Genomic DNA, 23,044 nt, shown 5'->3' on the forward strand with positions numbered 1-23,044 from the left:
GTGAGATGCAAAGGAGCCCGAAACCTTAGCCGGACAGCCGTGGGCTTGGCCCAAGGCTCCCTACCGTTTCATCTCCTAGCAGCAGGGCCGCATTCGAAGTTTTGTTAGGCCGCTCTGTCGTCGCCATTGCTGGCATCTGAGCGCAGAACCATGCCGTAGAGATCGCGTGGGTCGTCGGGGTCTGCGAGAAGATCCAGTTTTTCGAAGTGTCCGGTGCTTGGCAGCATATCGTTGACATACCGAAGGGCGGAAAAATCCTCGATCGCAAAGCCGACACTGTCGAACAACGTGATCTGAGTATCAGAGGTTCTGCCTTCCGCATGGCCTGCATAAACCTGCCATAGCTCCGTTACCGGATGATCGGCATCAAGTTGCTGGAGTTCGCCCTCTTCTCGGGTTTGTTCGGTCAGTTCCACGAAGATATCGGACCGGAGCAGGATGTCCTTGTGCAGTTCGGTCTTGCCGGGGCAGTCGCCGCCAATCGCATTGATATGGACGCCAGACCCCACCATGTTGTCGGTCAGGATCGTGGCATAGCGTTTGTCGGCGGTTACGGTTGTGATGATTTCAGCGCCTTCAATGGCGTCTTCCGGCGTTTTGCAGATCGTCACATTCAGTCCGGAGTGCGCGAGGTTTCGCGCCAAGCGCAAACTGGCCGCCGGTTCAATGTCATAGGCGCGGATATCGGTGATGCCGAGCATGTCCTTGAAAGCCAGACACTGGAAATCAGACTGTGCGCCATTTCCGATGATCGCCATGGTTTTTGAGTTCTTTGGCGCCAGATATTTTGCCGCAAGCGCAGAATTGGCGGCTGTCCGCAGCGCGGTCAGGATCGTCATTTCCGTAAACAGCACCGGATAGCCAGTCGACATGTGCGACAAGACGCCGAAGCCTGTAACCGTCTGCATGCCGGTGCGTGTGTTGCCCGGGTGCCCGTTGACGTATTTGAAGCCGAAATACTCATCATCGCTCGCGGGCATCAACTCGATCACGCCTTGCGGTGCATGTGCGGGGATCCGGGGTTTCTTGTCGAAACTCTCCCACCGGCGGAAATCCTGCTCGATGTAGTCGGCGATGCCGCGCATGAAGGTCTCTGCACCAATGGCCCGGACGTTGCGCATCATGTTGTCGACACTGACAAAAGGCACGTAAGCCAGGTCGGACGGGTTCGGATTGTGAAGGGTCTCAGTCATGGGGTCCTCAATAGCTGCGTGTCGGACGGTCGAAGACGCGACGGCCGAACAAGCTGCCGGTCAGGTCGACCATCAAGCGGGCGGTCTTGCCGCGGTCATCCAGAAAGGGGTTGAGTTCAACGAGATCGAGCGATGTCACCAGCCCGCTGTCGTGCAGCATTTCCATGACCAGGTGTGCTTCACGGAACGTTGCCCCGCCCGGAACGGTGGTGCCGACGGCTGGAGCAATGTCCGGATCCAGGAAATCCACATCGAGGCTCACGTGCAGCAGACCATTTTCGGCGCGAACGCGATTGAGGAACGGGTGAAGGAGTTTGCCGATCCCCTCTTCGTCAATCCGGCGCATATCGGAAACACCTGCGCCATGGCGGACAAGAAAGTCTCGCTCAGCCTCATCAATGGACCGCACGCCCATGATTTCCACCCGGTTTGCCGAAACCGGGTGGGTCAAGGGCGCGCCAAGCACGGCATCAAACCCCGGCAAGCCACAAGCAAACGCAAGCGGTGTTCCATGCAGATTGCCGCTGTCTGTGCTTTCCAGCGTGTGAAAGTCCGAGTGGGCGTCGAGCCAGAGAACAAACAAGGGCCTGCCTTTTTCAGCTGCAGCCTTTGCCTGCCCGGCCACGGTTCCGGCTGCTAGGGAATGGTCACCGCCGAGGTAGATCGGAAAACTGTCACCGGTTCCGAGGTCGGAGGCTTTTTTGAAGAGCGATCGTGTCCAGCCGGCATAAGCGCCAAAATTCTTCACGATCCCGTTGGGCGGGCGGATATCGTCCACCGTTTCGGGTTGCAGATTGCCGTCATCGCGGACGTAATGACCAAGGGCTTCCAGGGTCGTGGCGAGTCCCGCTGTCCGGTAGGCATCGGGCCCCATGAGGCAACCACGCCGCCCGGTGCCTTCTTCGACCGGAGCTCCGACAAGAACGATATTCTGCTTCAAGGTTTCCCGCCTCTGCGCCGATGACAATTATTCGCGCAAAGAGTGCGGATGTGACGCGGCGGAGTAAATCCTGAGACTTGATCAAAATAGTGCTGAGATCTATCATTTTGAGAACTATAATTTATCAGAATGATACAATGGACAATCTTGATACACGTTTGATCTCGCTTTTGCGCCACGATGGCCGCAGGTCGGTTTCCGATTTGGCAATTGATTTGAAAGTCTCCCGAGCAACGGTCCGCTCCCGCATGGAAAGACTGATTGAAAGCGGCGAAATCCTGGGTTTCACGGCAGTTCTCAAAGATGATTGGCGGGATTTGCCGATCAGGGCCGTGACGCTTGTTCACGTTGACGGGCGGAATACCGATCCAGTCAGCAAGGCGCTTGCGGCAATGACCGAAGTGCGCGCGATTCACTCAACGAACGGCAAGTGGGACCTTGTTCTGGAAATCGCCACCAGAGACCTGGAAGCTTTTGATGATGCCCTTCATCGCATCCGGCTGATTGAAGGGATTTCTGGAACGGAAACCAATATCCTTTTGAGCACGCGAAAGGGCCCTGCTGTATCTGCCGATCACTTCAAGGATGCGCTTGGGTGAGAATGGCTCGCAAATCGGGTCGAAGTCCCTACTCGCGGGAGATATAGTCTGGTCAGATTACAGGAAACGATGGTTTTGACATGACCAAGGCACTCGACCTTTCACAACTGGCGTCCGACCCCAAGCCGATCTCTGTCGGTGAGGAAGCTGCTGAAAACTATGCAGTTGTCCGTCAAACGCTGAAACGGATCACAGAAGATTGGCGGGATCAGCCGACCCTTGAATTGTTGGCGAAGGAAGCCGGTTTGCAGCCGATCCAGTTGCAGCGAGTGTTTGCGCGCTGGGCTGGGCTCACACCGAAACAGTTTCTTCAGGCGATTACGCTGGATCATGCCAAAGCGTTGCTGCGCGATACGGCGAGCGTGCTGGATGCCTCTTATGAGGTCGGCCTATCGGGCTCATCCCGGTTGCACGATCTCTTTATCACTCATGAAGCGATGACCCCGGGAGATTACCGCAATCGCGGTGCTGGATTGAAGATCGCCTACGGATTTCATCCCTCGCCCTTCGGCCAGGTGCTGATCATGGCCACCGACAAAGGCCTGGCCGGTCTCGGCTTTGCGGATCCCGGGGAAGAGGACAGCGCGCTCAGCGATATGTGCGAGCGCTGGCCGGCGGCAAGCTTCCACAACGATCCAGAAGCAACAGCCAAATATGCAGGCCGGGTGTTTGACCCACAGAAGTGGCAGGAAGATCAACCGCTCAACATCGTCATGATCGGGACTGATTTTGAGATCCGTGTTTGGCAGACGCTTTTGAAAATCCCGATGGGGAAGGCAACCACTTATTCCGATATCGCGGCTTGCCTTGGAAGTCCAAAGGCTTCCCGGGCGGTCGGGTCTGCGGTCGGGCGCAATCCAATTTCCTTTGTGGTGCCCTGCCACCGGGTGTTGGCCAAAGGCGGAAAGCTTGGCGGTTATCACTGGGGCCTTACCCGAAAACGCGCCATTTTGGGCTGGGAAACTGGCCTTTCTGGCCCGGTTCTAGAGTGCGTTTGACCCAAACGCTGCAAAGTGTCCGACCGCGTTTGTAAACTCAGTCATACTCTTTTGAGGGAACACGGCCTGTGTTGCTGTCCTGGCCTTGCGCCGGGACCTCAATGGGCGACCCTGTTTCAAGGCCGGGGAGGCTCTGCCGAGGTAAAAGAGAATAGGGTGCGGTTTAGTGCACCGGGCCTTCTGGCATCGGATAATCTCCGGTGATTTCCCAACCGAAAGCGGTCATTCGCTCCGCCGCCAGCTGTGTCACAGTTCCTGTGATCAAAAAATCGACGCCTGTTGGCGGGAAAGGCAACCGGTTCAAGCCTTCCTGCAGGTCCGAAAACGTTTTGGCAGCAGGTTCTGTCCAGGCGACGGTGTCATAGGGCATGACGATGGCGGCCATACCGTCGCGCCGCATGGCCACTGAGAGTCCCGCCACGTCCCGGATTTGACCCAAACCGGAAATCTTGCGATGGTAGGTTTCCAAAAGCACGATCCGGCGCAGCTGGAAATATGCAAGTCCTCTGTCTGTCACACCCGCAGCATCTTCGGCAATCAGATCAAGCCCCTGCACACTTGGCATCGCCGCCATTTGGTAGGCGATGACGGCTTTTTCCGAGGCCGTATAGTGAGGGTTGCTATCGATGTTCATGATACTGCGTTCCGAAATACCCGCCTTTCGGAAGGTATCGAGCGTCCGCTCGCGCAGCTCGCTTTCGGTGCTGTCGACGATCACGTTACGGAAGTCTTCCGCGGCCCGGGTGGCATTGACGAAGACGCCGCCGGGAATAAGAGCCGTTATCGCAGTCACTGTCCAGCTCCCGGCCGATGTAACGCTCGCCGTCTCATCGAGCTTTGCAGACAGGGCTTTGTCGAACGTGTAAGGGTCGACACCGAGTTGAACGGCCAGCTCGCGCCGCGCCTGCGCTTGTCCGGTGATGGACTTGGCAATATCCGCGGCCGATCCGCCCTGACCGGTGACGGCAGCTTCCACGCCCTTGCCCAGTCGGCTGAAAACCCGGCCCACACCTGACACGGTGCTCTTGGCGGTCCCGACGGGGTCCTGAATGGTGCTTTCGACAAACTCGACAGGTTTTTGCGCAGATTGTTTCAAGCCGTCCAGGAAGCTTGCGTCATTCTTCAGGCTTTCCAGCGCGACAAATGCCTTGATTTCCGACAATCGCATTTTCAAAAGGCCGTCGCCGCGGACCTGCTCTATGCCCTGATCGGCTTGCAGCTCATAGTCGTGCAGAAAGCCCGTACTTCTGACCGGCGGCAGCACGGCATAGCCCGGACCAACCTCTCTCCCGTCAAGCAGTTGGGCTGGTGCCACTTCTGGTGCGGTTTCATATTGGTCAGACAGGCTCAGAGCTGGTCCGGTGAGCAATCCGGCAAAGAGTGCGCACGCCGCCAATCGCTTGAATGCCAGACCCGAAACCATCATCAACAAACCTCCAGAGTACCTGTGTCAGGGGTGAGGTCAGTCCGGCGTCATATTGTTTCGGGCCAGTGCCTCACCTGCCAAGTAAAGCGAACCGCAAATCAAAATGCGCGGTGGTTCGCCATCTTTTGCGGCACAAGCTGCCACATCGGCAAGGGCCGCGTCCAGTGATGGAAAGGGTGTCGCTTCAAGACCGGCACACCGGGCGAGATCTGCAAGGTCTTCCGGCGTGCGTGCCGTGTTGGTGGTTGCGATCGGCACCGTTCCGACATGACGGACAAGTCCGTCAAAGGGCCGGAAAAAGCCGACAGGATCCTTCGTAGTCAGCATCCCGGCAACCAGATAGAGCGGCCGCGGTCCCCGCTCTTCCTGCTCTCCCATGAATTGGGCGACGGTGACCCCAGCGCCCGGATTATGACCGCCGTCGAGCCAGATTTCTGACCCGTCCGGGCACATGTCTACCAACGGACCATGGGTGAGCGGTTGGAGACGCCCTGGCCAGTTCACGGATTTCAATCCCGCATCGATGGAGGCGACATCCGGCAGAAGGTTAGCGGCTTTGAGAGCGGCCAGTGCAAGAGCGGAATTGGCATACTGATGGCCGCCTCCGAGAATTGGCTGCGCGAGATCCAAAAGACCATCGTCGTCCTGATAGGCCATGCGGCCCTGATCCGGGTGCGCGACAAAATCCTGACCACACACCTTGAGGGCTGCTCTGCATCGTGCAGCCTGGCGCTCGATAACTTTTTGGGCCGCGGGATCCTGTTCAGCGGAAACTACCGGGCGATCGGGTTTGATTATGCCGGCTTTTTCGGCGGCAATAACGCTGAGGTCATCGCCCAGGAACTTCTCATGATCCATCGATATCGGCGTAATGACGGAAACCAGCGGATCATCGATTACATTGGTAGCGTCCAGACGCCCGCCGAGGCCGACCTCCAGCAAGACGACATCTGCCGGATGTTCGGCAAACAACAGAAAAGCGGCGGCCGTTGTAATCTCGAAGAAGGTGATTTCCTCGCCGCCATTGGCCTCCTCACAGCGTTGCAGCGCATCGAAGAGCTCCGGGTCGGAAACGAACTTGCTGTCACTTCCGAGCCGGATGCGTTCGTTGAAGGAGACGAGATGGGGCGATGTATAGACGTGGCATCGTTTTCCGGATGCCTCCAAAATTGCACGCAGGGTCGCGGTCACTGAACCTTTGCCATTTGTCCCGGCAATGTGAATGACCGGCGGCAAGCGCTTTTCGGGTGATCCAAGTGCTGCGAGCAAACGGTGCATGCGTCCGAGAGACAGATCGATCTCTTTCGGATGCAAGGCCAGAAGGCGGTCGAGAATTCTTGTGATTTGATCCAAGGCGCCCTCCGGAGGGTCCCATGTGTGTCCATTGGCGGCTCTGCCCGCCTGTTGGAGATAGCGGGTCATGAGGGTCCATGACCGCCCGGAACTGACTGACCTTGGTCGATTTCCGACATAAGCCAGTCAACTCTGTAGGTTATTCAGCGACTTCAGGCTGTTTCTTCGGCTCCTGGGCGTCTGAAGTTGTCGCCTCTTCGGTCTCCGAAGCCTCTGCGGTCGAAGTCTCGTCGGCGATCATTGCCGGCAACTCGACTTCGCGTTTCATCAAGATGCCGCAGACCCGCGCAAGGGTATCCTTCATTTCCTGACGAGGCACCACCATGTCGACCATGCCATGATCGAGAAGGTACTCCGCTGTCTGGAAATCGTCCGGCAGCTTTTCGCGAACGGTTTGCTCAATCACACGGCGGCCGGCAAAACCGATCATCGCGCCGGGTTCCGCAATGTGCACATCGCCAAGCATCGCATAGGACGCGGAAACGCCGCCCGTCGTCGGATTGGTCAGGACAACGATATAGGGAAGCCCGGCTTCACGAAGCATCTGGATGCCGACAGTGGTGCGCGGCATTTGCATCAAAGACAAAATGCCTTCCTGCATGCGCGCTCCGCCGGATGCGGTGAACATGACAAAGGGCGTTTTGGCTTCCACGGCCTTCATCATGCCAGAAAGGATCGCCTCACCAACGGCCATGCCCAAGGACCCGCCGACAAAGTCGAAGTCCTGAACGGCGGCGGTCATGTCCATGCCATTGACCTTGCCCTGGGCAACATGGATCGCTTCTTCTTCGCCGGTCTTTGCCCGGGCATCCTTCAGGCGGTCCGTGTAGCGTTTGCTATCGCGGAACTTCAAAGGATCGATGGTGACATCCGGGGCGTCGAGCCGGGTGTAATTGCTCTCGTCAAAAAGGGACTCGAGCCGCTTGCGCGCAGGCATCCGCATATGGTGGCCGGAGCTCGGGATGACCCACAGGTTTGCTTCCAGATCGCGGTGAAAAACCATTTCACCGGTCTCAGGGCATTTGATCCAGAGATTTTCCGGAACCTCGCGCTTCTTCCAAAGACCGCTGATCTTTGGGCGCACAATAGAGTTGATCCAGTTCACGTCAAACGCGTCCGTCTACTCGAGTTACACAACAGCGGAGCGATATGTCCGCCGGAAAACGTACATTTTTAAGGCCTTACCTTTAAGCGGCCCGGGCCCGCGCGCAACCTGATGCAAGATCTGCGACCACGTCGGCAACGGCTTGCACGGTCTTGTCTGTTGCTTTGCCGTCAGCATCTAGGCTGTCCTTGACCGCGTTCACCAGAACCGAACCGACGACGACACCGTCAGCGTCCTTGCCGATGACGGCAGCCTGATCGGCTGTTTTAACGCCGAAACCGACAGCAACCGGCAGATCTGTATGACCTTTGATGCGGTTGACAGCCGCCGTCACTCGGCCGGTATCGGCAATCTGCGCGCCGGTAATACCAGTCACGGAAACGTAATAGACGAAACCGGAGGTATTGGCCAGAACTGCCGGAAGGCGTTTGTCATCAGTGGTGGGGGTCGCAAGACGAATGAAGTTCAAACCGGCTTCCAGGGCCGGAATGCAGAATTCATCGTCGGCTTCTGCTGGCACATCTACGATGATAAAGCCGTCTACGCCTGCTTCCTTGGCGACGTGAACGAATTTTTTCGGATCGCGTACGTAGATCGGGTTGAAGTAGCCCATCAGAATGATCGGCGTATCCTGATCCTGTTCGCGGAACGTCCGCACCATGTCCAATGTGTTGTCCATGGTGTGACCGGCGGCAAGTGCGCGCTGGTTGGCAAGCTGGATCGGAATGCCTTCTGCCATCGGATCGGAAAACGGCATACCGAGTTCGATCACATCGGCTCCGGCTGCCGGAAGGGCATTGAGAATGGCTTGTGACGTTTCGAGATCGGGATCGCCCGCGGTTATGAACGTGACCAGAGCCGGTCGGCCTGCGTCGGCACATGCCTTGAACCGTCGATCGATACGCGTTTCCGTCATTCAGCTGTCCTCTTGCCACAGACGCAGGCTGTCACCGCCCGCCAATTATCAGAGCGATGTAGGGGAGCGGGCAAGGGGATGTCAATCAAAGAACGGATCTTTGCGGCCTCCTAAGCGCCTCAATGGTCTTTGATGCGTCAAATGAGGACAATTTGGCGCGTTTAGCGGCCGCCGAAGTACTTGTTGTAGAGGTGGTTTGCGATGTCGTTACGCTCAACACCCATCCGGGACAGGCTTTCAGGCGACATTTGGCGCATGCGATTGTAGTCGGCGCTCATGCGTTGCGCTTGACCGATCTGGTCGAAAAAATTGGAAACGGAACGAAAAGCCATTGGAACATCCTTTGAGGTCTTCGAGAAGCTGAGTTTGTTTCCTCTAATGTAAACAGCCGCATGGATGTGAGTAGCGCCGGTTTTGCATTGCAGCATTACCGAATTGTCGGACCTGGGCGATCAGACTTCTATGGCCCAGACCGCTCTGCATCGCTTGCAGATCAGCCCATCGTCAAATTTTCGAACTGGAAATGTGCACTTGGTGCGCCTATATTCCTGGCATAGCCAAGAATAAAAGGAGCCGAAAATGGCCCACTCCCTCTTCGAACCGGCTCCACTGCCGTTTCATGAGAAACTCATGCGGCGTGTGCGCGACCTCAGCGGCCATGTGCCAGCACGGATACCAAGGATCGCGGCCCGACTTACGGCGGCCGATCCTGGTTTGGTACGCCAGGCCAAGCGTCTGGACGCGCGTGGACAACAATTGCTGCTGGAAGCGGTTTTCGACGCAGAAACGCCCGCAAAATAAAAGCCGCGCACCTTGGGGTGCGCGGCTTCTTTCTAGCTGTGGTGTTGCAGCTTAAAGGTCGAAGCCAAGCATCTCGCCGACTGCGAAAACATCCTTGTCGCCGCGGCCGCATAGGTTCATGACAATGATCTGATCCTTGTCCATCTGCGGAGCCATCTTAGCGACCTGCGCCAGGGCATGTGCCGGTTCCAGCGCCGGGATGATGCCCTCAACCCGTGTCAGCATCTGGAAAGCGGCCAAGGCTTCATCATCCATGATCGGAATGTATTCGGCGCGGCCGATTTCTTTCAGCCAAGAGTGCTCCGGGCCGATCCCAGGGTAATCGAGACCAGCGGAAATCGAGTGACCTTCGAGAATCTGGCCGTCGTCATCTTGCATCAGATACGTGCGGTTTCCGTGAAGGACGCCGGGCTTGCCAGCATTCAAGGAAGCGCAGTGTTCTTCACCGGTCAAGCCACGGCCACCAGCTTCAACGCCAACGATTTTCACGTCCTTGTCGTCTAGGAACGGATGGAACAGGCCGATCGCATTGGAACCGCCGCCAACAGCTGCCACGAGGACGTCCGGAAGACGGCCTTCGGCTGCGAGCATCTGTTCGCGCAGCTCCTTTCCGATCACGGACTGGAAGTCGCGCACCAATTCCGGATACGGGTGCGGACCAGCGGCCGTCCCGATCAGGTAATAGGTATCGTCAACATTGGTGACCCAGTCGCGGAGCGCCTCGTTCATGGCGTCCTTGAGCGTGCCGGCCCCAGCCGTGACCGGGACGATCTCCGCGCCCAGAAGCTTCATCCGGAACACGTTCGGTTTTTGCCGTTCAACGTCGGTCGCACCCATGTATACAACACAGGGCAGACCAAAACGGGCACAAACGGTTGCAGTTGCAACGCCATGCTGCCCGGCACCGGTTTCTGCGATGATCCGGGTCTTACCCATGCGCTTTGCAAGCAGGATCTGGCCCAGGCAGTTGTTGATCTTGTGGGAGCCGGTGTGATTCAGCTCATCCCGCTTGAAATAGATTTTCGCACCGCCCAGCTCCTCGGTCAGCCGCTCTGCGAAATACAGGGGAGACGGCCGGCCGGTGTAATGGGTGTTGAGATTTTTGACTTCAGCCAAAAAGTCCGGATCGTTCTTGGCAGCTTTGTAGTGCTCTTCCAGATCCAGGATCAGCGGCATCAGGGTCTCGGCGACATATCGGCCACCAAAAATGCCGAAATGTCCGCGATCGTCCGGACCAGTCCGGATGCTGTTCGCCATATCGTTCACGCGTTTACTCCTTAACCGCTTCCGCCTGAATGTCCTTTACCTTCGCCAGGAAGGATCGGATCAATGCCGGGTCCTTAACGCCGCGTTCGCGTTCTACTCCGGACGACAGGTCGATTTCCCTAGCTCCGCTCAGGCGGATTGCCTCGGCAACGTTGTCCATATTCAATCCACCCGAAAGCATGAACGGCTTCTTCAGGTCAAGATCTTTCAAAAGTGTCCAGTCAAACGAAACACCATTGCCACCTGGGATGTCTGATCCCGCCGGCGGTTTGGCGTCGAAAAGGATCCGGTCAGCTACAATAGAGTAGTAAAGCGCCTGTTCCAGATCCGATTTATCGGAAACGGAGATCGCTTTCATGATCTTCTTGCCATGCATCACCTTGGCGGCTGCCAGGGATTCCGGGGCTTCGCTGCCGTGAAACTGAAAATAGTCCGGCGCGACCAGCTCGTTGATCCGCGACAATCCGTCCAGATCCATATTGACTGTCAGGGCGACGATGTCGGCTTTGCCGCGCGCCATATCCGCCAGCTTGCAGGCATCTGACAGGTTTACATGGCGCGGGCTTTTGGGAAAGAACACCAGCCCGACCATATCTGCGCCCGCATCAAGGGCCGCCTGCATGGTGTCTTCGGTCGACAGACCGCAGATTTTTACTATGATATCCGACATGGCTTCGAGGTATCGCCGCTGCGGAAGGGTTTGTCAAAAGGAGATGGCTTCCCCTTTCATTCTTCCGGTTGTTTTACCAGTTTCGCGACAATTTTGCGCACGATCGGCGCTAGAATGAGGACAGCAGGAAACGCGACTGCCCAGGCAAACAGCCAGGACTCAATCCAGAAACTGAAAAACTCTGCATGAGGGCCGACCGCTCGGAACGTCGCGATGCCGGACACGAGGAACGACATGGACCCGGACAGCATGGCGCCGAAAAGGTAAGGAGCGAATTTTGGATGCATGGGTGGGTCCGGATCCTTGGAATGAATGCTTACTGCGTGACAAAGGGCCTGATCGGCGCTGATCAAGTGTGTGGCAGGAGGAGTTGTCCCTCTTCCAGCAGTTCGGCCCAGGTTTTTGGATTTTCACCATTGAGCGGGTTTTTGGGCGAGCGTTTGTAGCGGATGGTTTCCATCCGGAAGGCCTTCGCATCAAACATCATCAGCCGGCCAGTGAGCCCCTCGCCTGTGCCGGTGAGTTCTTTCAACACTTCCATGGCCTGCATGGTGCCGAGAATTCCTGTCAGTGCGCCAAGAACGCCAGCCTGTTCGCAAGTCGGCAACAATCCGGCCCGGGGCTTTTGTGGGAAGAGGCACCGATAAGTCGGATTGGGAGTGCCATCTTCGCCACTCTCGAAGGGCCGCAAGGTGGTGATAGAGCCATCAAATTGACCGACAGCCGCCGTCACCAGCGGTTTCTTGGCAAAAAAACAGGCGTCCGACACCAAATAGCGCGTGTCGAAATTGTCTGACCCATCGACCACCAGATCAAAGGCGGAAATCAGCTGCAAAGCATTTTGACCGGTGATCCGGAACGGAAACGGCTTCACCTCGACATTCGGATTGAGCCTTGCAATTGCTTCGGCAGCGCTCGCGACCTTTGGCTCGCCCAGCTGGTTGGTGTCGTGGATTACCTGCCGTTGAAGGTTGGACAGCGAGACGGCGTCATCATCCACGATGCCAAGCGTCCCGACCCCGGCGGCGGCCAGGTACTGCAAAACCGGCGCGCCCAGACCTCCCGCGCCAATTATCAGAACTTTCGCGGCCTTCAGTTTCTGTTGCCCGGTTCCGCCGATGTCCTGAAGGACAATATGGCGGGCGTAGCGTTCCAGTTCAGCGGGCGACAATGACTGCATAGTGAGGAGGCCTGTCCTGAGATTTCATTGCTTAGATGGGGGCAAATAACGGTTTCGATCAAGCGTCAGCCCAAAATCCGGCTGACCAGCCGCGCTGTATAGTCGACCATCGGAATGACCCTTGAATAATTCAGCCGGGTCGGCCCAATGACGCCAAGAGCCCCGACGATCCGCTGGTTGCTGTCCCGGTACGGCGAGACAACCAGCGACGAACCCGACAAGGAAAAGAGATTGTTCTCCGAGCCAATGAATATCCGGACGCCCTCGCCTTTTTCGGCCAGGCCCAAGAGCTGAATGAGATCCTTCTTGTTCTCCAGATCGTCGAACAAAAGCTTGATCCGCTCCAGATCCTCGGCGGCATCCAGGTCGGACAACAGATTGGACCGGCCGCGGACAATCAGCGTACCGGGATCTGCGACACCGTCTTCCCCGGTCCAAACGGCGAGGCCGGCATCAATGACTTTTTGACTGAGTTGATCCAGCTCAGCCTGATCCGCCGCGCGCACTTTTTCAAGCTCAGCCCGGATCTCGCTGATTGTGCGGCCTTGAATCATCGAATTGAGATAGTTCGAGGCCTCGACGAGAGCGGAGGATGGCAGATCCGGTGGTAGCTCGACGACCCGGTTTTCGACCGATCCATCTTCCCCGACCAGGATGGCGAGGGCCTTCAGCGGTTCAATGCGGACAAACTCGATGTGCTTCAGCCGCATGTCGGACTTATGGGTCAGCACAACACCTGCGCCCATCGACAGGCCTGACAGCAATTGGCTCGCCTCTGTCAGAACCTGTTCTGCGGAATTGGCCTGTTGAGAGGCCTTGACCTGAACATCGATCTGGCGGCGCTCTTCCTGGGTCAAATCGCCCACCTCAAGAAGCGCATCAACAAAAAACCTGAGGCCCATTTCTGTTGGAAGGCGTCCGGCGCTGGTATGCGGCGAATGCAGGAGGCCCATGTGCTCCAGATCCGACATCACATTGCGGATCGAGGCCGGCGATAGCGAAATGTTGGGGTTGCGCGAGATGTTGCGCGAGCCGACGGGCTCCCCGGTATCAAGATAGGATTCCACGATCGAGCGGAAGATTTCCCGGGATCTTCTGTCGAGGTCGCTGAGGCTCAAGGTGTTTGTCTCCGTCACGGTCACCAAAAACGCGTTGATCCAACGCTCATTCTTCAAGATATAGGCGCAAAACGGTCCAATGGTGAAGCTTGGCCTTTACGGCGCCGGGAAATGGGGTCTAAAAGGCCGTGAACAAACGGGGCGAACCTTTGGGTTTTGCCTTGATAACGGGCTGAAAGGGAGAGCCATGCGTCCGTCAAAACGCGCTGCCGATGAACTTCGTGCCGTCACGCTGGAGCGTGGCGTATCCAAACATGCCGAGGGCTCGTGCCTGGTGAAGTTCGGCGATACGCATGTCCTGTGCACCGCAAGCCTGGAAGAGCGCGTCCCGCCGTGGCTGCGCGGCCAGAACAAGGGCTGGGTCACCGCCGAATACGGCATGCTGCCACGTGCCACCGGCAGCCGGATGCGCCGTGAGGCAAGCGCTGGTAAACAATCCGGCCGCACACAGGAAATCCAGCGCCTGATTGGGCGCTCCCTGCGCGCCGTTGTGGATCTGCAGGCGCTGGGCGAAGTCCAGATTTCTGTCGATTGCGACGTTATCCAGGCTGATGGCGGCACGCGAACCGCTGCAATCACCGGGGCCTGGGTGGCTTTGCGCGACTGTGTTGAGTGGATGAAAGCCCGGGACATGGTGTCCGGGGAGGTGTTAACCGACCACATTGCGGCGATTTCCTGCGGGATTTACGAAAACACACCGGTTCTTGATCTGGACTATGATGAAGACAGCACGGCCGAGACTGACGCCAATTTCGTCATGACCGGATCTGGCGGCATCGTGGAAATTCAGGGCACAGCGGAAGGCAAGCCGTTCTCCGAGGACGAGTTCGGTCAGCTGATGAACCTTGCAAAGGCAGGGATCACACGCTTGGTCGACCTTCAGAAAATGGCAATCCTGTAAGGACGTGACCACCATGAGCCACCGCAAACTGGAACCGGGAAAGCTGGTTGTTGCCAGCCACAACAAGGGCAAGCTGCGCGAGATCAATGAGCTCCTGCAGCCCTACGGGTTTGAGGTGGTTTCTGCGGGGGATCTGGGCCTTCCTGAGCCGGAAGAGACCGGAACAACGTTTGAAGCGAATGCCAAAATCAAGGCTGTGGCGTCCGCAACGGTAGCCAATCTGCCGGCCTTGGCCGATGACAGCGGCTTTTGTGTTGCCGAACTGAACGGAGATCCCGGTATTTATTCCGCGCGCTGGGCGGGGCCCGACAAGGACTTCGCCATGGCCATGCGCACCGTGGAAGAAAAACTCCAATTGGCCGGGGCAACGACACCGGAGCGCCGCCGCGGCTCGTTTGTCGCGGTGTTGTGCCTGGCTTGGCCGGATGGGCACAAGGAATTCTTCCGTGGTGTGGTGGAAGGCCAAATCGTTTGGCCGCCGCGCGGCACTCAAGGTTTTGGCTACGATCCGGTGTTTCAGCCGGACGGACATGAGCGCACCTTCGGCGAGATGACGTCGGAGGAAAAACACGGCTGGGGTCCGGATACACCTGCCTTGTCGCACCGCTCGCGCGCCTTCGAGCTCTTCGCTAAGGCCTGTTTGAAGGGATAATCGACGTGGCACTGATCCAGGCGTCCGATGCGGGATTTGGCATTTATGTGCATTGGCCGTTTTGTGCGGCCAAGTGCCCGTATTGTGATTTCAATTCGCATGTGCGCCACCAGCCTGTCGATCAAGCCCGCTTTGCGGCCGCCTTCGAGCGTGAATTGAGCCATTTTGCCGAGATGACACAAGGCAAGGTGGTCCAGTCGGTGTTTTTGGGTGGCGGGACCCCGTCCCTGATGGAGCCGGCGACGGTCGAACGTGTTCTGACTGCAATTTCAGACCGTTGGTCACTGGATCCGAATGTTGAGATTTCCCTGGAAGCCAATCCGACCTCGGTGGAGGCAGAACGCTTTAAGGGATATCGGGCAGCTGGCGTGAACCGCGTCTCGTTGGGCATTCAGTCGCTCCATGATGGAGACCTGAAACTGCTTGGCCGCTTGCACGACGCTGCGACGGCCCGCCGGGCGATTGAAACGGCCCGGGCGACCTTCCCGCGCTTGTCCTTTGATCTGATCTACGCCCGGCCCAATCAGACCTTGGCGCAGTGGGAGGCCGAGCTTAAGGATGCGATTGCGCTCGCGGCCGATCACCTGTCGCTCTATCAGCTGACGATTGAGGAAGGCACACCCTTCTACACGCTCTATCACGCTGGCAAGCTGACCATGCCGGATCAGGATTTGGGCGCAGAGTTTTATGAGTTGACGCAGAAGGTTACGGAAGCTGAAGGCTTGCCGGCCTATGAAGTGTCCAACCACGCCAAGCCCGGCGCGGAATGCCGTCACAACCTGGTTTATTGGCGTTATGGCGATTATGTCGGCGTTGGTCCGGGCGCCCATGGCCGTTTATCCGTCGGAGTAAACCGGATGGCGACGTCCGTCGAGCGCCACCCTGAAACCTGGCTGGAGACTGTTGAGCAGAACGGCCACGGCATGATCGAATTCTCCGGCCTTAACGAAGAAGAGCAGGGAGACGAATTCCTGCTGATGGGACTGCGGTTGACCGAAGGGATTGATCTGAAACGCTATGAGGCGTTTGCGCACCGATCCGTCGATCCCAAGCGTTTAAACGACCTTCTGGAACACGGAATGGTGGAAGTACTCGGGGAAAACCGGGTTCGTGCAACGCCAGAAGGATTTTTTGTTCTGGACGCTGTGGTCGCGGATTTGGCCGCATAACCTGATTTTCTTGAGCGCTTTATTACATTTATCACTTTGATTTAAATAGCTAACTTTCTTAATCACCGGGTAACTGCTTTGGCGGCAAAATAATTCGTTCGCCGAAAAAAGGTCTAGAATGACCGGGTCCCTACCAATTACCAGTATTGCCGGGGCCAAGTGGCGTGGCTATCCTGCTGCAATGCAACAGGTGGTGCAGGAACAACCGTCATGTATTCCGAGTTCATAAAAACGGCGGGTAGCAACTACCTGAACAAAGGAGATGCCCCTTTGCCTTTTTATCATCTTTACGAGCTGAACCATGCGGCCATGGCGCCTCTGCGCGCAATGGCAGATATGACCAAGCTGTATTTTCAAAATCCTCTGAACCCGATGACCCACACCAGCATGGGCCGGCAAATTGCCGCCAGCTGTGAGGTTCTGGAACGCACAACACGGCGCTATGGCAAGCCGGAGTTCGGCATTGACGACACGGTTGTCGGCGGTGTCCGGGTCCCGGTGCGGGAAACCGCGGTATGGAGCCGGCCGTTCTGTGATCTGATCCGCTTCGAGCGCGGCGTCACCACACAGCGTAACGACCCGAAGATACTCATCGTTGCGCCGATGTCCGGACACTACGCGACACTGCTCCGCGGCACTGTCGAAGCGTTGTTGCCAAACGCTGATGTTTACATCACGGACTGGATTGACGCGCGGATGGTTCCTATCCAGGACGGCAAGTTCGATCTGGACGACTACATAGATTACATCATTTCGATGCTACATTTCCTCGGCCCGGACGCTCATGTGCTTGGCGTTTGCCAACCGTCCGTTCCGGTTCTGGCCGCCGTTGCCGTGATGGAAGACCGGGACGATCCGTATGTTCCATCCACAATGACCTTGATGGGCGGACCGATCGACACCCGCGTTGCGCCGACCGCTGTAAATGACCTCGCCGTTTCCAAGGGGATCGACTGGTTCAAGAATAACGTCATCATGAAGGTGCCCTTCCCGCATCCGGGTTTCATGCGCGATGTCTATCCGGGCTTCCTGCAGTTGTCCGGTTTCATGAGCATGAACCTCGACCGGCATGTGACCGCGCACAAGGACTTCTTCCAGCACCTTGTGGAAGGTGACGGCGACAGCGCGGAAAAACATCGCGAGTTCTATGACGAATATCTCGCAGTCATGGATTTGACGGCCGAATTCTACCTTCAGACGGTCGAAACGGTCTTCATCGACCATTCGCTGCCCCAAGGCACGATGATGCACAATGGGCGCTTGGTGGATTGCACCAAGATCACGCGTACGGCTCTTCTCACAGTCGAAGGTGAAAAGGACGACATCACAGGCCGAGGTCAGACGAAAGCCGCCCATGCGCTCTGCACCAACCTTGCAGACGACATGAAGGCGCACTACGAGCAGCCGAATGTCGGCCACTACGGTGTCTTCAACGGATCCCGTTGGCGGGCAGAAATCGCACCGCGTGTGATGGATTTCATCCGTTCGAACCGGGCGGATATGCGCGGCAAGAAATCGGCGCCTACAGCGTCAAAACCGGCTGCTGCACCTGCCAAAGCTGCGTCTGCGGCCGCACCGTCCAAGGCACCACTGGAAAAAATCCTGTTGGCCAAGCCGAAAGGTGTCGCCGACGATTTGACCGCGATCAGCGGTGTCGGACCCAAACTGCAAGCAGCGCTCAACGAGGCAGGCATCTTCCATTACTGGCAGATCGCGTCGCTGACTGATGAGCAGATTGAAGCGCTTGATTCCAAACTGGATTTCCGGGGCCGTATGGCGCGTGACAATTGGATCGAGCAGGCGCGCCAGTTGTCTGAAACGGTAAGCTGACGCAATAATCCGCGCCGATTTTTCCAAGATAAAAATCCCCGCCGGAAACGGTGGGGATTTTCTCGTTTGGGGTGCGGGAACGCCCGAATCCGGATCACAAATCCTTGAAGCGCGCTGCGTCAATCCCCACTTCAAGGTAGTGGATGTCTTTAATGGATAGGACAATGACGACGACCAAAAGCTGCATGATTAAACCTGCCTGGACGCCGATGACCATTGGTCTGATGGTGCTTGGGTTCGTGGTGTTCTGGCCGCTGGGCCTCGCCATGTTGGCCTACATTTTGTGGGGCGACAGATTTGAGGGAATGGCGCGCGACGCGCGGGATCAATGGCGTGGAAGTCCGCTGAAAGGAGCATTTGAAAACATGAACAAGCCTTCTTACAGCCGGACCGGCAATGTTGCGTTCGATGAGTATCGCGAGCGTGAACTGAAACGCCTTGAGGAAGAGCGGGCGAAGATCGACGCCATGCGCAACGAATTCGATGAGTTCCTGACCGAGTTGCGCCGTGCGCGTGATCAGGAAGAGTTCGATCGCTTCATGGCCAATCGTGGCCGTCCCAACACCGGGCCGGAAGCAAACCCGGCCTAAGTCTGATACCTCCTCCCAGAGCCGCCTTATCCCCGGGCGGTCAGACCGAGAGCGGCGCCCTGAAAAGCGCCGCTTTCGTCCGTTTAAACGACCGGCTTTCTCGCCTAATATTCACCCGCAATGATTCGACTGAAGCCCTTGGGGGCCAAACTGCGCGCCCGAAAACCGGCACTGCCGGACCACATCGAAATAGACACTGGTGACGCGCCGGTGCGCATTCGCTTGCGCGCCAATCCAAGAGCGCAGCGCTATCTCTTGCGCTTGCCTGCGGACCATTCCGGACCGGTTCTGACGGTACCGAAAGGTGGTGATTTACAAAGGGCCGAGCGGTTTGCCCGCCAGCATATCGATTGGCTCCTTGAGCGGCTTGAAGGCCGGCCGGACCACGTTGCGCTGCGTCCCGGCGATCTCGTGCCGCTGAGGGGCAAAGAGCACTTGATCGTCCCGACCGGTCAGCTTCGCGGTCTGGTCTCTATCGGACAGGCTGTGTGCGGGACCCCGGCACTGCTCGTGCCCGGTGCTGAGGAGCACGCGCCGAGGAAGGTGACCACCTGGTTGAAGGGGCAGGCGAAGGCCGATTTGACGGAACGCGCCGAAGACCATGCCGCAAAGATCGGTAAAAAGATTGCCGCCGTCAGTGTTCGCGACACAAAAAGCCGCTGGGGCTCATGCGCGTCAAACGGCCGCTTGTCTTTTTCCTGGCGTCTTATCTTGGCTCCGCCGGATATCCTGGATTACGTGGCGGCCCATGAGGTGGCGCATTTAAAGGAAATGAACCACTCGGACCGGTTTTGGCGCTTGTGCGAAGAGTTGGCTCCGCAAACACCGCACGCCCGCGTTTGGCTGAAAGAACACGGGATCCGGCTGCACGGCTACGGATGAGGCCTTGAAGCATCGTGCGTTCAGGAAAATGCGCGCTGATCTAACCACCGCCGCCAAAGAGATTGCGCAACAGGTTGAGTGGCCCCTTCCGTTCACCCGTATCGCCAACACCCGCTGGAGGAACAGGGCCGCTGTCAGGCCCGGAGCTGGATGGCGGAGCCACCGGCCGTTTGGGCGCCGAAACGCTCGCAGGCAAGCTCGGAACACCTGGCAGATCTGCCACAGGAAGGCCCTTGTGCGCGGAATCCATTACGGATTTCCAGACCTCGGCGGCAATTTTTCCGCCTGATGCTTTTTTGGTCGGCGAGTTGTTGTCATTGCCGAACCAGACAGCCGTTGTCATGTTGCCGGTGTAGCCAATAAACCACGCATCGCGGAACGCCTGACTGGTGCCGGTTTTGCCGCCGGCCGGGCGGCCATCTTCCAGCCGGGCCTTCCGGCCGGTTCCGGTCAGAAGCGTTTCCGACATCATTAAGTTCATATTTCCGACATCGCGCCGGTCAACCACGCGGCCCCTACCATCGCCGGTTCGAGAGTAGATCGTCTTGCCGTCCACGGTTTTGATCCGCCGGATGATGTGCGGCAGAACCCCGTAACCGCCGTTGGAAAACGGGACATAGGCGGCGGCTATTTCAAGGGGCGTGACTTCGGAGGTGCCCAGCGAAAGGGATAGGTTGGTTTTCAAATCCGATGTGATCCCAAGACGCCGTGCCGTTGAGGCGACATTGCCAGCCCCCACTTCGTAGGCAAGCCGAGCGGCCACAGTGTTGAGGGACAGGCTCAAGGCGCGTGTCAGTGTAACGGGACCATAATATTGTTTCGTATAGTTTTTCGGCGACCAGCCACCGATGGTGATCGGCTGATCCTGGCGGACGGTTTGCGGCGTCATGCCGTTTTCAAGAGCCGTAAGGTAAACAAACGGTTTGAACGCAGATCCCGGTTGACGTTTGGCATAGACGGCCCGGTTGAACTGGCTCTTGGAGTAATCGGCACCGCCAACCATCGCCTTGACCGCGCCTGCCGTATCCATCGTAACAATTGCGCCTTGCGATACGCCCAAGGCCTGCCGGTTTTCCGAGATGGCAGCGCGAAGTGCGGCTTCTGCAGCTTGCTGGATGTCAGGGTCGATCGTCGTGTCAACGATGATGTCGCTGTCTATGGATCCGACAAAGTGCGGCAGGACGTCCATCACCCAGTCAGCGGCATAATTCTCACTGGCGGTTGTGTAGCGGCGGACGACCTTTGCTGGGGCAGCCAAAGCATTTTTGGCCTCATCTGAGGTGATGTACCCTTCTTCGTGCATCGCAGCGAGCACAAGCTGAGCCCGGTCTTCCGCAAGATCTGGATTGACAGCGGGAGAAAAACGGGACGGCGCCTTCAAGAGCCCCGCGATCGTGGCCGCTTCTGCAATTGTCATGAGCCGGGCGGACTTGCCGAAATAGCGGCGCGCGGCGGCATCAACGCCGTAAGCGCCTGAGCCAAGATAGACCCGGTTCAGATACATCTCCAGGATCTCGTCCTTGGAGTATTCGGCCTCAAGCCAGAACGCGAGGACCAGCTCCTGGATTTTCCGTTTGATCGTCCGATCCGGCTCCAGAAACAGGTTTTTGGCAAGCTGCTGTGTGAGCGTCGAACCGCCTTGCACGAGCCGGCCTGTTGTGATGTTTGTGACGAAAGCCCGGCCAAGGCCGATGGGGTCAATGCCGAAATGGGACCGGTAGCGGCGATCCTCAATCGCGATCACCGCATTGGGCAAATAAGGTGGCAATTGTTCGAGACGGACAGCTTCGCCGCCTGTATCGCCTCTGTTTGCGATCAGCTGGCCGTTGGCAGCAACGATTTTTACGTTTGGCGGCCTTGCTGGAACCTGCCATTCGGATGTCGGCGGGAGGTAAGCGGCATAATAGCCAACAATACAAACGACAGCGATGCCGGCCCAAATTCCAAGGACCGCGCTCCAGTAAAGTCCGCGTTTTACAAGCCTGCCCAGAGCGGGCATGAACGATGACCGGGCTTTTCTTTTCTGGCTGCGGCGTTTGGCGCCGGACCGGCCACCTCTGCCCTTCGAGTTTCCGGACCTCGATTTCGCACTGCCGCGCTGGGAGGTGGACTTGGCAGACGAGGGTTTCTTTGACTTCGGGGTGCTGCCAGCTTTGGACTTGGGCTTCGATTTGGATGTGGTTTTGGCCTTCGTGCGCTTCTTGCCCGAAGGGGCGCTCGGACGGTCATCCGGGCGCAGCCGCAGGTCCAGCAGACTGCTGCTGGATGCGCCGAAAGTCGGCTCGACCCGTGCCTGGCGTTTCGCCCGTGGCGCCATCAATTTCCGTCCCATACCAAGTTGCCGGAAACTCCGGCTTTCCCCGGTCATGATTCTAGAATGCGGCGATTTAAGGGGGCGTTAAGCCTTTCGGAAATTGGGCTTCAGAATGGAGATTCGATCTACAACGTACGATTAGCTGGCGTAGCGGCTCGCGTCGGCGCCATAGTAGTTTACATACCGCGTGTTCAGTTCCGAAACCGGCATCACGATCAACACGTCGGTGGTCCCGAACTGATGGTCAATCACCGCACCGTCGCCGACAAAGGCTCCCAGACGGAGATACCCTTTGATGAGCGGCGGCAGCGCCCGGAGGGCTTCTTTCTGGTTGATGTCGGCAGCGGGCCTGCGATTCATGTCCACAAAGCGGTTCTCAACGGCACGAACTCGCCACTCTTCCGGCGCAAGTGAATTGTGGTGCAGAAAACCCAGCTGATCGGCCATGGCGTCGGGGTTGGTCCCTTCAATGGATGCACAGCCCAGCATGACATCGATCTTGTGCCGCAAAATGTAGGACCAAAGACCGTGCCAGAGAAGCTCGATGGTTTTCTTGTTCCGGTAAGGTTTCAGAACGCAGGACCGGCCAAGCTCCATGAACCGTTTGCCGGGATTGGCATCGATCAATGACTGGATGTCGTATTCTGCGGATGTGTAGAACCCGCCATGCCGGTCTGCAACGTCCTGACGCAAAACGCGGTAGGTTCCGACGATTTCAGGTTTCAAACGGCCGAGCTTGTTTCGCTTGAGCGAGGCGTGATCCACGACCAGAAGATGGTCACAATAGGCATCGAAGGGATCGGCGTCGCGCCGTGTCGCCAAAGTCTGTGCGTCGGCGACCGCGGACATTTCTTCATAAAACACTTCATAACGAAGACGCTGGGCTTTTTTGACTTCCTTGAAATTGCGCGCCATGCGCACTTCGAGGGATCCGATACGTCCAAGGGTTTCGCCGGTTTTCACCGGCATCTGAACGGCCCCGTGCGGCACAGCTGGCAGCGGGCGCATCGCAGGCGTAAATTTCCGCACCAGTTTTCTTGGAGAAAATAGGTTCTGGCGCATCATGGACGGTCCACCCTTCGTCTGTTTCTTGTCGAAAACCGGGCCGGATCATTGCATTGACCGCTTGGATCTCCGCCAG

23 protein-coding genes are annotated in these 23,044 nt (G+C 57.6%); 9 read left to right on the top strand and 14 right to left on the bottom strand.

Annotation, left to right across the window (positions count from 1 at the left end; genetic code table 11):
- Positions 1 to 104: 104 nt before the first annotated feature.
- Entirely contained in the window at positions 105 to 1,193 is a 1,089-nt protein-coding gene (locus tag RBB44_RS20245; RefSeq protein WP_306149142.1) for an ornithine cyclodeaminase, read from the bottom strand.
- A gap of 7 nt (positions 1,194 to 1,200) precedes the next feature.
- Positions 1,201 to 2,133 carry an arginase gene (gene rocF / locus RBB44_RS20250; RefSeq protein WP_306149141.1) on the bottom strand — a complete coding sequence of 311 codons (933 nt, stop codon included), beginning with the start codon at positions 2,131 to 2,133 and terminating at the stop codon, positions 1,201 to 1,203.
- A 137-nt stretch (positions 2,134 to 2,270) separates the two neighbouring features.
- Here rocF and RBB44_RS20255 point away from each other — a divergent pair, with 137 nt between their 5' ends.
- Together RBB44_RS20255 and RBB44_RS20260 are read left to right on the top strand one after the other, a co-directional pair.
- Positions 2,271 to 2,732 carry an Lrp/AsnC family transcriptional regulator gene (locus RBB44_RS20255; protein ID WP_306149140.1) on the top strand — a complete coding sequence of 154 codons (462 nt, stop codon included), beginning with the start codon at positions 2,271 to 2,273 and terminating at the stop codon, positions 2,730 to 2,732.
- Between the two features lie 80 nt (positions 2,733 to 2,812).
- Positions 2,813 to 3,730 carry a bifunctional helix-turn-helix domain-containing protein/methylated-DNA--[protein]-cysteine S-methyltransferase gene (locus tag RBB44_RS20260; RefSeq protein ID WP_306149139.1) on the top strand — a complete coding sequence of 306 codons (918 nt, stop codon included), beginning with the start codon at positions 2,813 to 2,815 and terminating at the stop codon, positions 3,728 to 3,730.
- A 163-nt stretch (positions 3,731 to 3,893) separates the two neighbouring features.
- On the opposite strand, the gene RBB44_RS20265 is transcribed toward RBB44_RS20260, so the two are convergent.
- The 5 genes from RBB44_RS20265 to RBB44_RS20285 all read right to left on the bottom strand — a co-directional run bounded on the left by RBB44_RS20265 (position 3,894) and on the right by RBB44_RS20285 (position 8,862).
- Positions 3,894 to 5,156, bottom strand: a complete 1,263-nt coding sequence (locus RBB44_RS20265; protein ID WP_306149138.1) for a hypothetical protein — start codon at positions 5,154 to 5,156, stop codon at positions 3,894 to 3,896.
- A gap of 36 nt (positions 5,157 to 5,192) precedes the next feature.
- A complete protein-coding gene (locus RBB44_RS20270) occupies positions 5,193 to 6,509 on the bottom strand; it encodes a folylpolyglutamate synthase/dihydrofolate synthase family protein (protein WP_306149137.1) in 1,317 nt (438 codons plus the stop codon).
- Positions 6,510 to 6,648: 139 nt separating this feature from the next.
- The gene (gene accD / locus RBB44_RS20275; protein WP_306149136.1) at positions 6,649 to 7,614 is read right to left on the bottom strand and encodes an acetyl-CoA carboxylase, carboxyltransferase subunit beta; all 966 of its coding nucleotides are present in this window, start codon (positions 7,612 to 7,614) and stop codon (positions 6,649 to 6,651) included.
- Positions 7,615 to 7,696: 82 nt separating this feature from the next.
- On the bottom strand, positions 7,697 to 8,530 hold the full coding sequence (gene trpA / locus RBB44_RS20280) for a tryptophan synthase subunit alpha (protein WP_306149135.1): 834 nt from the start codon (positions 8,528 to 8,530) through the stop codon (positions 7,697 to 7,699).
- Positions 8,531 to 8,691: 161 nt separating this feature from the next.
- Positions 8,692 to 8,862 (bottom strand): hypothetical protein, encoded by a 171-nt coding sequence (locus RBB44_RS20285; protein WP_008193839.1) that lies wholly within the window; start codon positions 8,860 to 8,862, stop codon positions 8,692 to 8,694.
- 247 nt (positions 8,863 to 9,109) lie between these two features.
- On the opposite strand from RBB44_RS20285, the gene RBB44_RS20290 reads away from it, so the two are divergent.
- On the top strand, positions 9,110 to 9,331 hold the full coding sequence (locus RBB44_RS20290; RefSeq protein WP_306149134.1) for a hypothetical protein: 222 nt from the start codon (positions 9,110 to 9,112) through the stop codon (positions 9,329 to 9,331).
- A gap of 51 nt (positions 9,332 to 9,382) precedes the next feature.
- Here RBB44_RS20290 and trpB read toward each other — a convergent pair whose 3' ends face one another.
- The 5 genes from trpB to hrcA all read right to left on the bottom strand — a co-directional run bounded on the left by trpB (position 9,383) and on the right by hrcA (position 13,604).
- Positions 9,383 to 10,588 (bottom strand): tryptophan synthase subunit beta, encoded by a 1,206-nt coding sequence (gene trpB, locus RBB44_RS20295; RefSeq protein WP_306149363.1) that lies wholly within the window; start codon positions 10,586 to 10,588, stop codon positions 9,383 to 9,385.
- Between the two features lie 13 nt (positions 10,589 to 10,601).
- Positions 10,602 to 11,267, bottom strand: coding sequence for a phosphoribosylanthranilate isomerase (locus tag RBB44_RS20300; protein ID WP_306149133.1), 666 nt, complete (start codon positions 11,265 to 11,267; stop codon positions 10,602 to 10,604).
- 56 nt (positions 11,268 to 11,323) lie between these two features.
- Positions 11,324 to 11,554 (bottom strand): DUF2798 domain-containing protein, encoded by a 231-nt coding sequence (locus RBB44_RS20305; protein ID WP_306149132.1) that lies wholly within the window; start codon positions 11,552 to 11,554, stop codon positions 11,324 to 11,326.
- Between the two features lie 62 nt (positions 11,555 to 11,616).
- Complete coding sequence (locus RBB44_RS20310) at positions 11,617 to 12,447, bottom strand: molybdopterin-synthase adenylyltransferase MoeB (protein WP_306149131.1); 831 nt, start codon at positions 12,445 to 12,447, stop codon at positions 11,617 to 11,619.
- 65 nt (positions 12,448 to 12,512) lie between these two features.
- Positions 12,513 to 13,604, bottom strand: a complete 1,092-nt coding sequence (hrcA, locus tag RBB44_RS20315) for a heat-inducible transcriptional repressor HrcA (RefSeq protein WP_306149362.1) — start codon at positions 13,602 to 13,604, stop codon at positions 12,513 to 12,515.
- 148 nt (positions 13,605 to 13,752) lie between these two features.
- On the opposite strand from hrcA, the gene rph reads away from it, so the two are divergent.
- The 6 genes from rph (at position 13,753) to RBB44_RS20345 (ending at position 19,589) form a co-directional block, all read left to right on the top strand.
- Positions 13,753 to 14,466, top strand: a complete 714-nt coding sequence (rph, locus tag RBB44_RS20320) for a ribonuclease PH (protein WP_133952690.1) — start codon at positions 13,753 to 13,755, stop codon at positions 14,464 to 14,466.
- Between the two features lie 13 nt (positions 14,467 to 14,479).
- A complete protein-coding gene (gene rdgB / locus RBB44_RS20325) occupies positions 14,480 to 15,118 on the top strand; it encodes an RdgB/HAM1 family non-canonical purine NTP pyrophosphatase (RefSeq protein ID WP_306149130.1) in 639 nt (212 codons plus the stop codon).
- Entirely contained in the window at positions 15,118 to 16,287 is a 1,170-nt protein-coding gene (gene hemW, locus RBB44_RS20330; protein WP_371932293.1) for a radical SAM family heme chaperone HemW, read from the top strand. Before rdgB ends, hemW begins: the two co-directional genes overlap by 1 nt.
- A gap of 309 nt (positions 16,288 to 16,596) precedes the next feature.
- A complete protein-coding gene (phaZ, locus tag RBB44_RS20335; protein WP_371932292.1) occupies positions 16,597 to 18,117 on the top strand; it encodes a polyhydroxyalkanoate depolymerase in 1,521 nt (506 codons plus the stop codon).
- Between the two features lie 164 nt (positions 18,118 to 18,281).
- The gene (locus tag RBB44_RS20340) at positions 18,282 to 18,707 is read left to right on the top strand and encodes a DUF2852 domain-containing protein (RefSeq protein WP_166672846.1); all 426 of its coding nucleotides are present in this window, start codon (positions 18,282 to 18,284) and stop codon (positions 18,705 to 18,707) included.
- A gap of 120 nt (positions 18,708 to 18,827) precedes the next feature.
- Positions 18,828 to 19,589, top strand: a complete 762-nt coding sequence (locus tag RBB44_RS20345) for a M48 family metallopeptidase (RefSeq protein WP_306149128.1) — start codon at positions 18,828 to 18,830, stop codon at positions 19,587 to 19,589.
- 40 nt (positions 19,590 to 19,629) lie between these two features.
- Here the strand turns inward: RBB44_RS20345 and RBB44_RS20350 are convergent, their stop codons facing one another.
- A complete protein-coding gene (locus RBB44_RS20350; protein WP_306149127.1) occupies positions 19,630 to 21,906 on the bottom strand; it encodes a transglycosylase domain-containing protein in 2,277 nt (758 codons plus the stop codon).
- A gap of 135 nt (positions 21,907 to 22,041) precedes the next feature.
- On the bottom strand, positions 22,042 to 22,911 hold the full coding sequence (locus RBB44_RS20355) for a GNAT family N-acetyltransferase (protein ID WP_306149360.1): 870 nt from the start codon (positions 22,909 to 22,911) through the stop codon (positions 22,042 to 22,044).
- Positions 22,912 to 23,044 lie beyond the last annotated feature (133 nt).

This window comes from Roseibium sp. MMSF_3247 (genome assembly GCF_030733765.1).
Taxonomy (GTDB): Bacteria; Pseudomonadota; Alphaproteobacteria; order Rhizobiales; family Stappiaceae; genus Roseibium.

Coding starts and splice junctions, on each gene's coding strand:
- RBB44_RS20245 (WP_306149142.1), bottom strand. CDS start 1,193: ATGACTGAGACCCTTCACAATCCGAACCCGTCCGACCTGGCTTACGTG.
- RBB44_RS20255 (WP_306149140.1), top strand. CDS start 2,271: ATGGACAATCTTGATACACGTTTGATCTCGCTTTTGCGCCACGATGGC.
- RBB44_RS20260 (WP_306149139.1), top strand. CDS start 2,813: ATGACCAAGGCACTCGACCTTTCACAACTGGCGTCCGACCCCAAGCCG.
- RBB44_RS20265 (WP_306149138.1), bottom strand. CDS start 5,156: ATGATGGTTTCGGGTCTGGCATTCAAGCGATTGGCGGCGTGCGCACTC.
- trpA (WP_306149135.1), bottom strand. CDS start 8,530: ATGACGGAAACGCGTATCGATCGACGGTTCAAGGCATGTGCCGACGCA.
- RBB44_RS20285 (WP_008193839.1), bottom strand. CDS start 8,862: ATGGCTTTTCGTTCCGTTTCCAATTTTTTCGACCAGATCGGTCAAGCG.
- RBB44_RS20290 (WP_306149134.1), top strand. CDS start 9,110: ATGGCCCACTCCCTCTTCGAACCGGCTCCACTGCCGTTTCATGAGAAA.
- trpB (WP_306149363.1), bottom strand. CDS start 10,588: ATGGCGAACAGCATCCGGACTGGTCCGGACGATCGCGGACATTTCGGC.
- RBB44_RS20300 (WP_306149133.1), bottom strand. CDS start 11,267: ATGTCGGATATCATAGTAAAAATCTGCGGTCTGTCGACCGAAGACACC.
- RBB44_RS20305 (WP_306149132.1), bottom strand. CDS start 11,554: ATGCATCCAAAATTCGCTCCTTACCTTTTCGGCGCCATGCTGTCCGGG.
- RBB44_RS20310 (WP_306149131.1), bottom strand. CDS start 12,447: ATGCAGTCATTGTCGCCCGCTGAACTGGAACGCTACGCCCGCCATATT.
- rph (WP_133952690.1), top strand. CDS start 13,753: ATGCGTCCGTCAAAACGCGCTGCCGATGAACTTCGTGCCGTCACGCTG.
- rdgB (WP_306149130.1), top strand. CDS start 14,480: ATGAGCCACCGCAAACTGGAACCGGGAAAGCTGGTTGTTGCCAGCCAC.
- phaZ (WP_371932292.1), top strand. CDS start 16,597: ATGGCGCCTCTGCGCGCAATGGCAGATATGACCAAGCTGTATTTTCAA.
- RBB44_RS20340 (WP_166672846.1), top strand. CDS start 18,282: ATGACGACGACCAAAAGCTGCATGATTAAACCTGCCTGGACGCCGATG.
- RBB44_RS20345 (WP_306149128.1), top strand. CDS start 18,828: ATGATTCGACTGAAGCCCTTGGGGGCCAAACTGCGCGCCCGAAAACCG.
- RBB44_RS20350 (WP_306149127.1), bottom strand. CDS start 21,906: ATGGCGCCACGGGCGAAACGCCAGGCACGGGTCGAGCCGACTTTCGGC.
- RBB44_RS20355 (WP_306149360.1), bottom strand. CDS start 22,911: ATGCGCCCGCTGCCAGCTGTGCCGCACGGGGCCGTTCAGATGCCGGTG.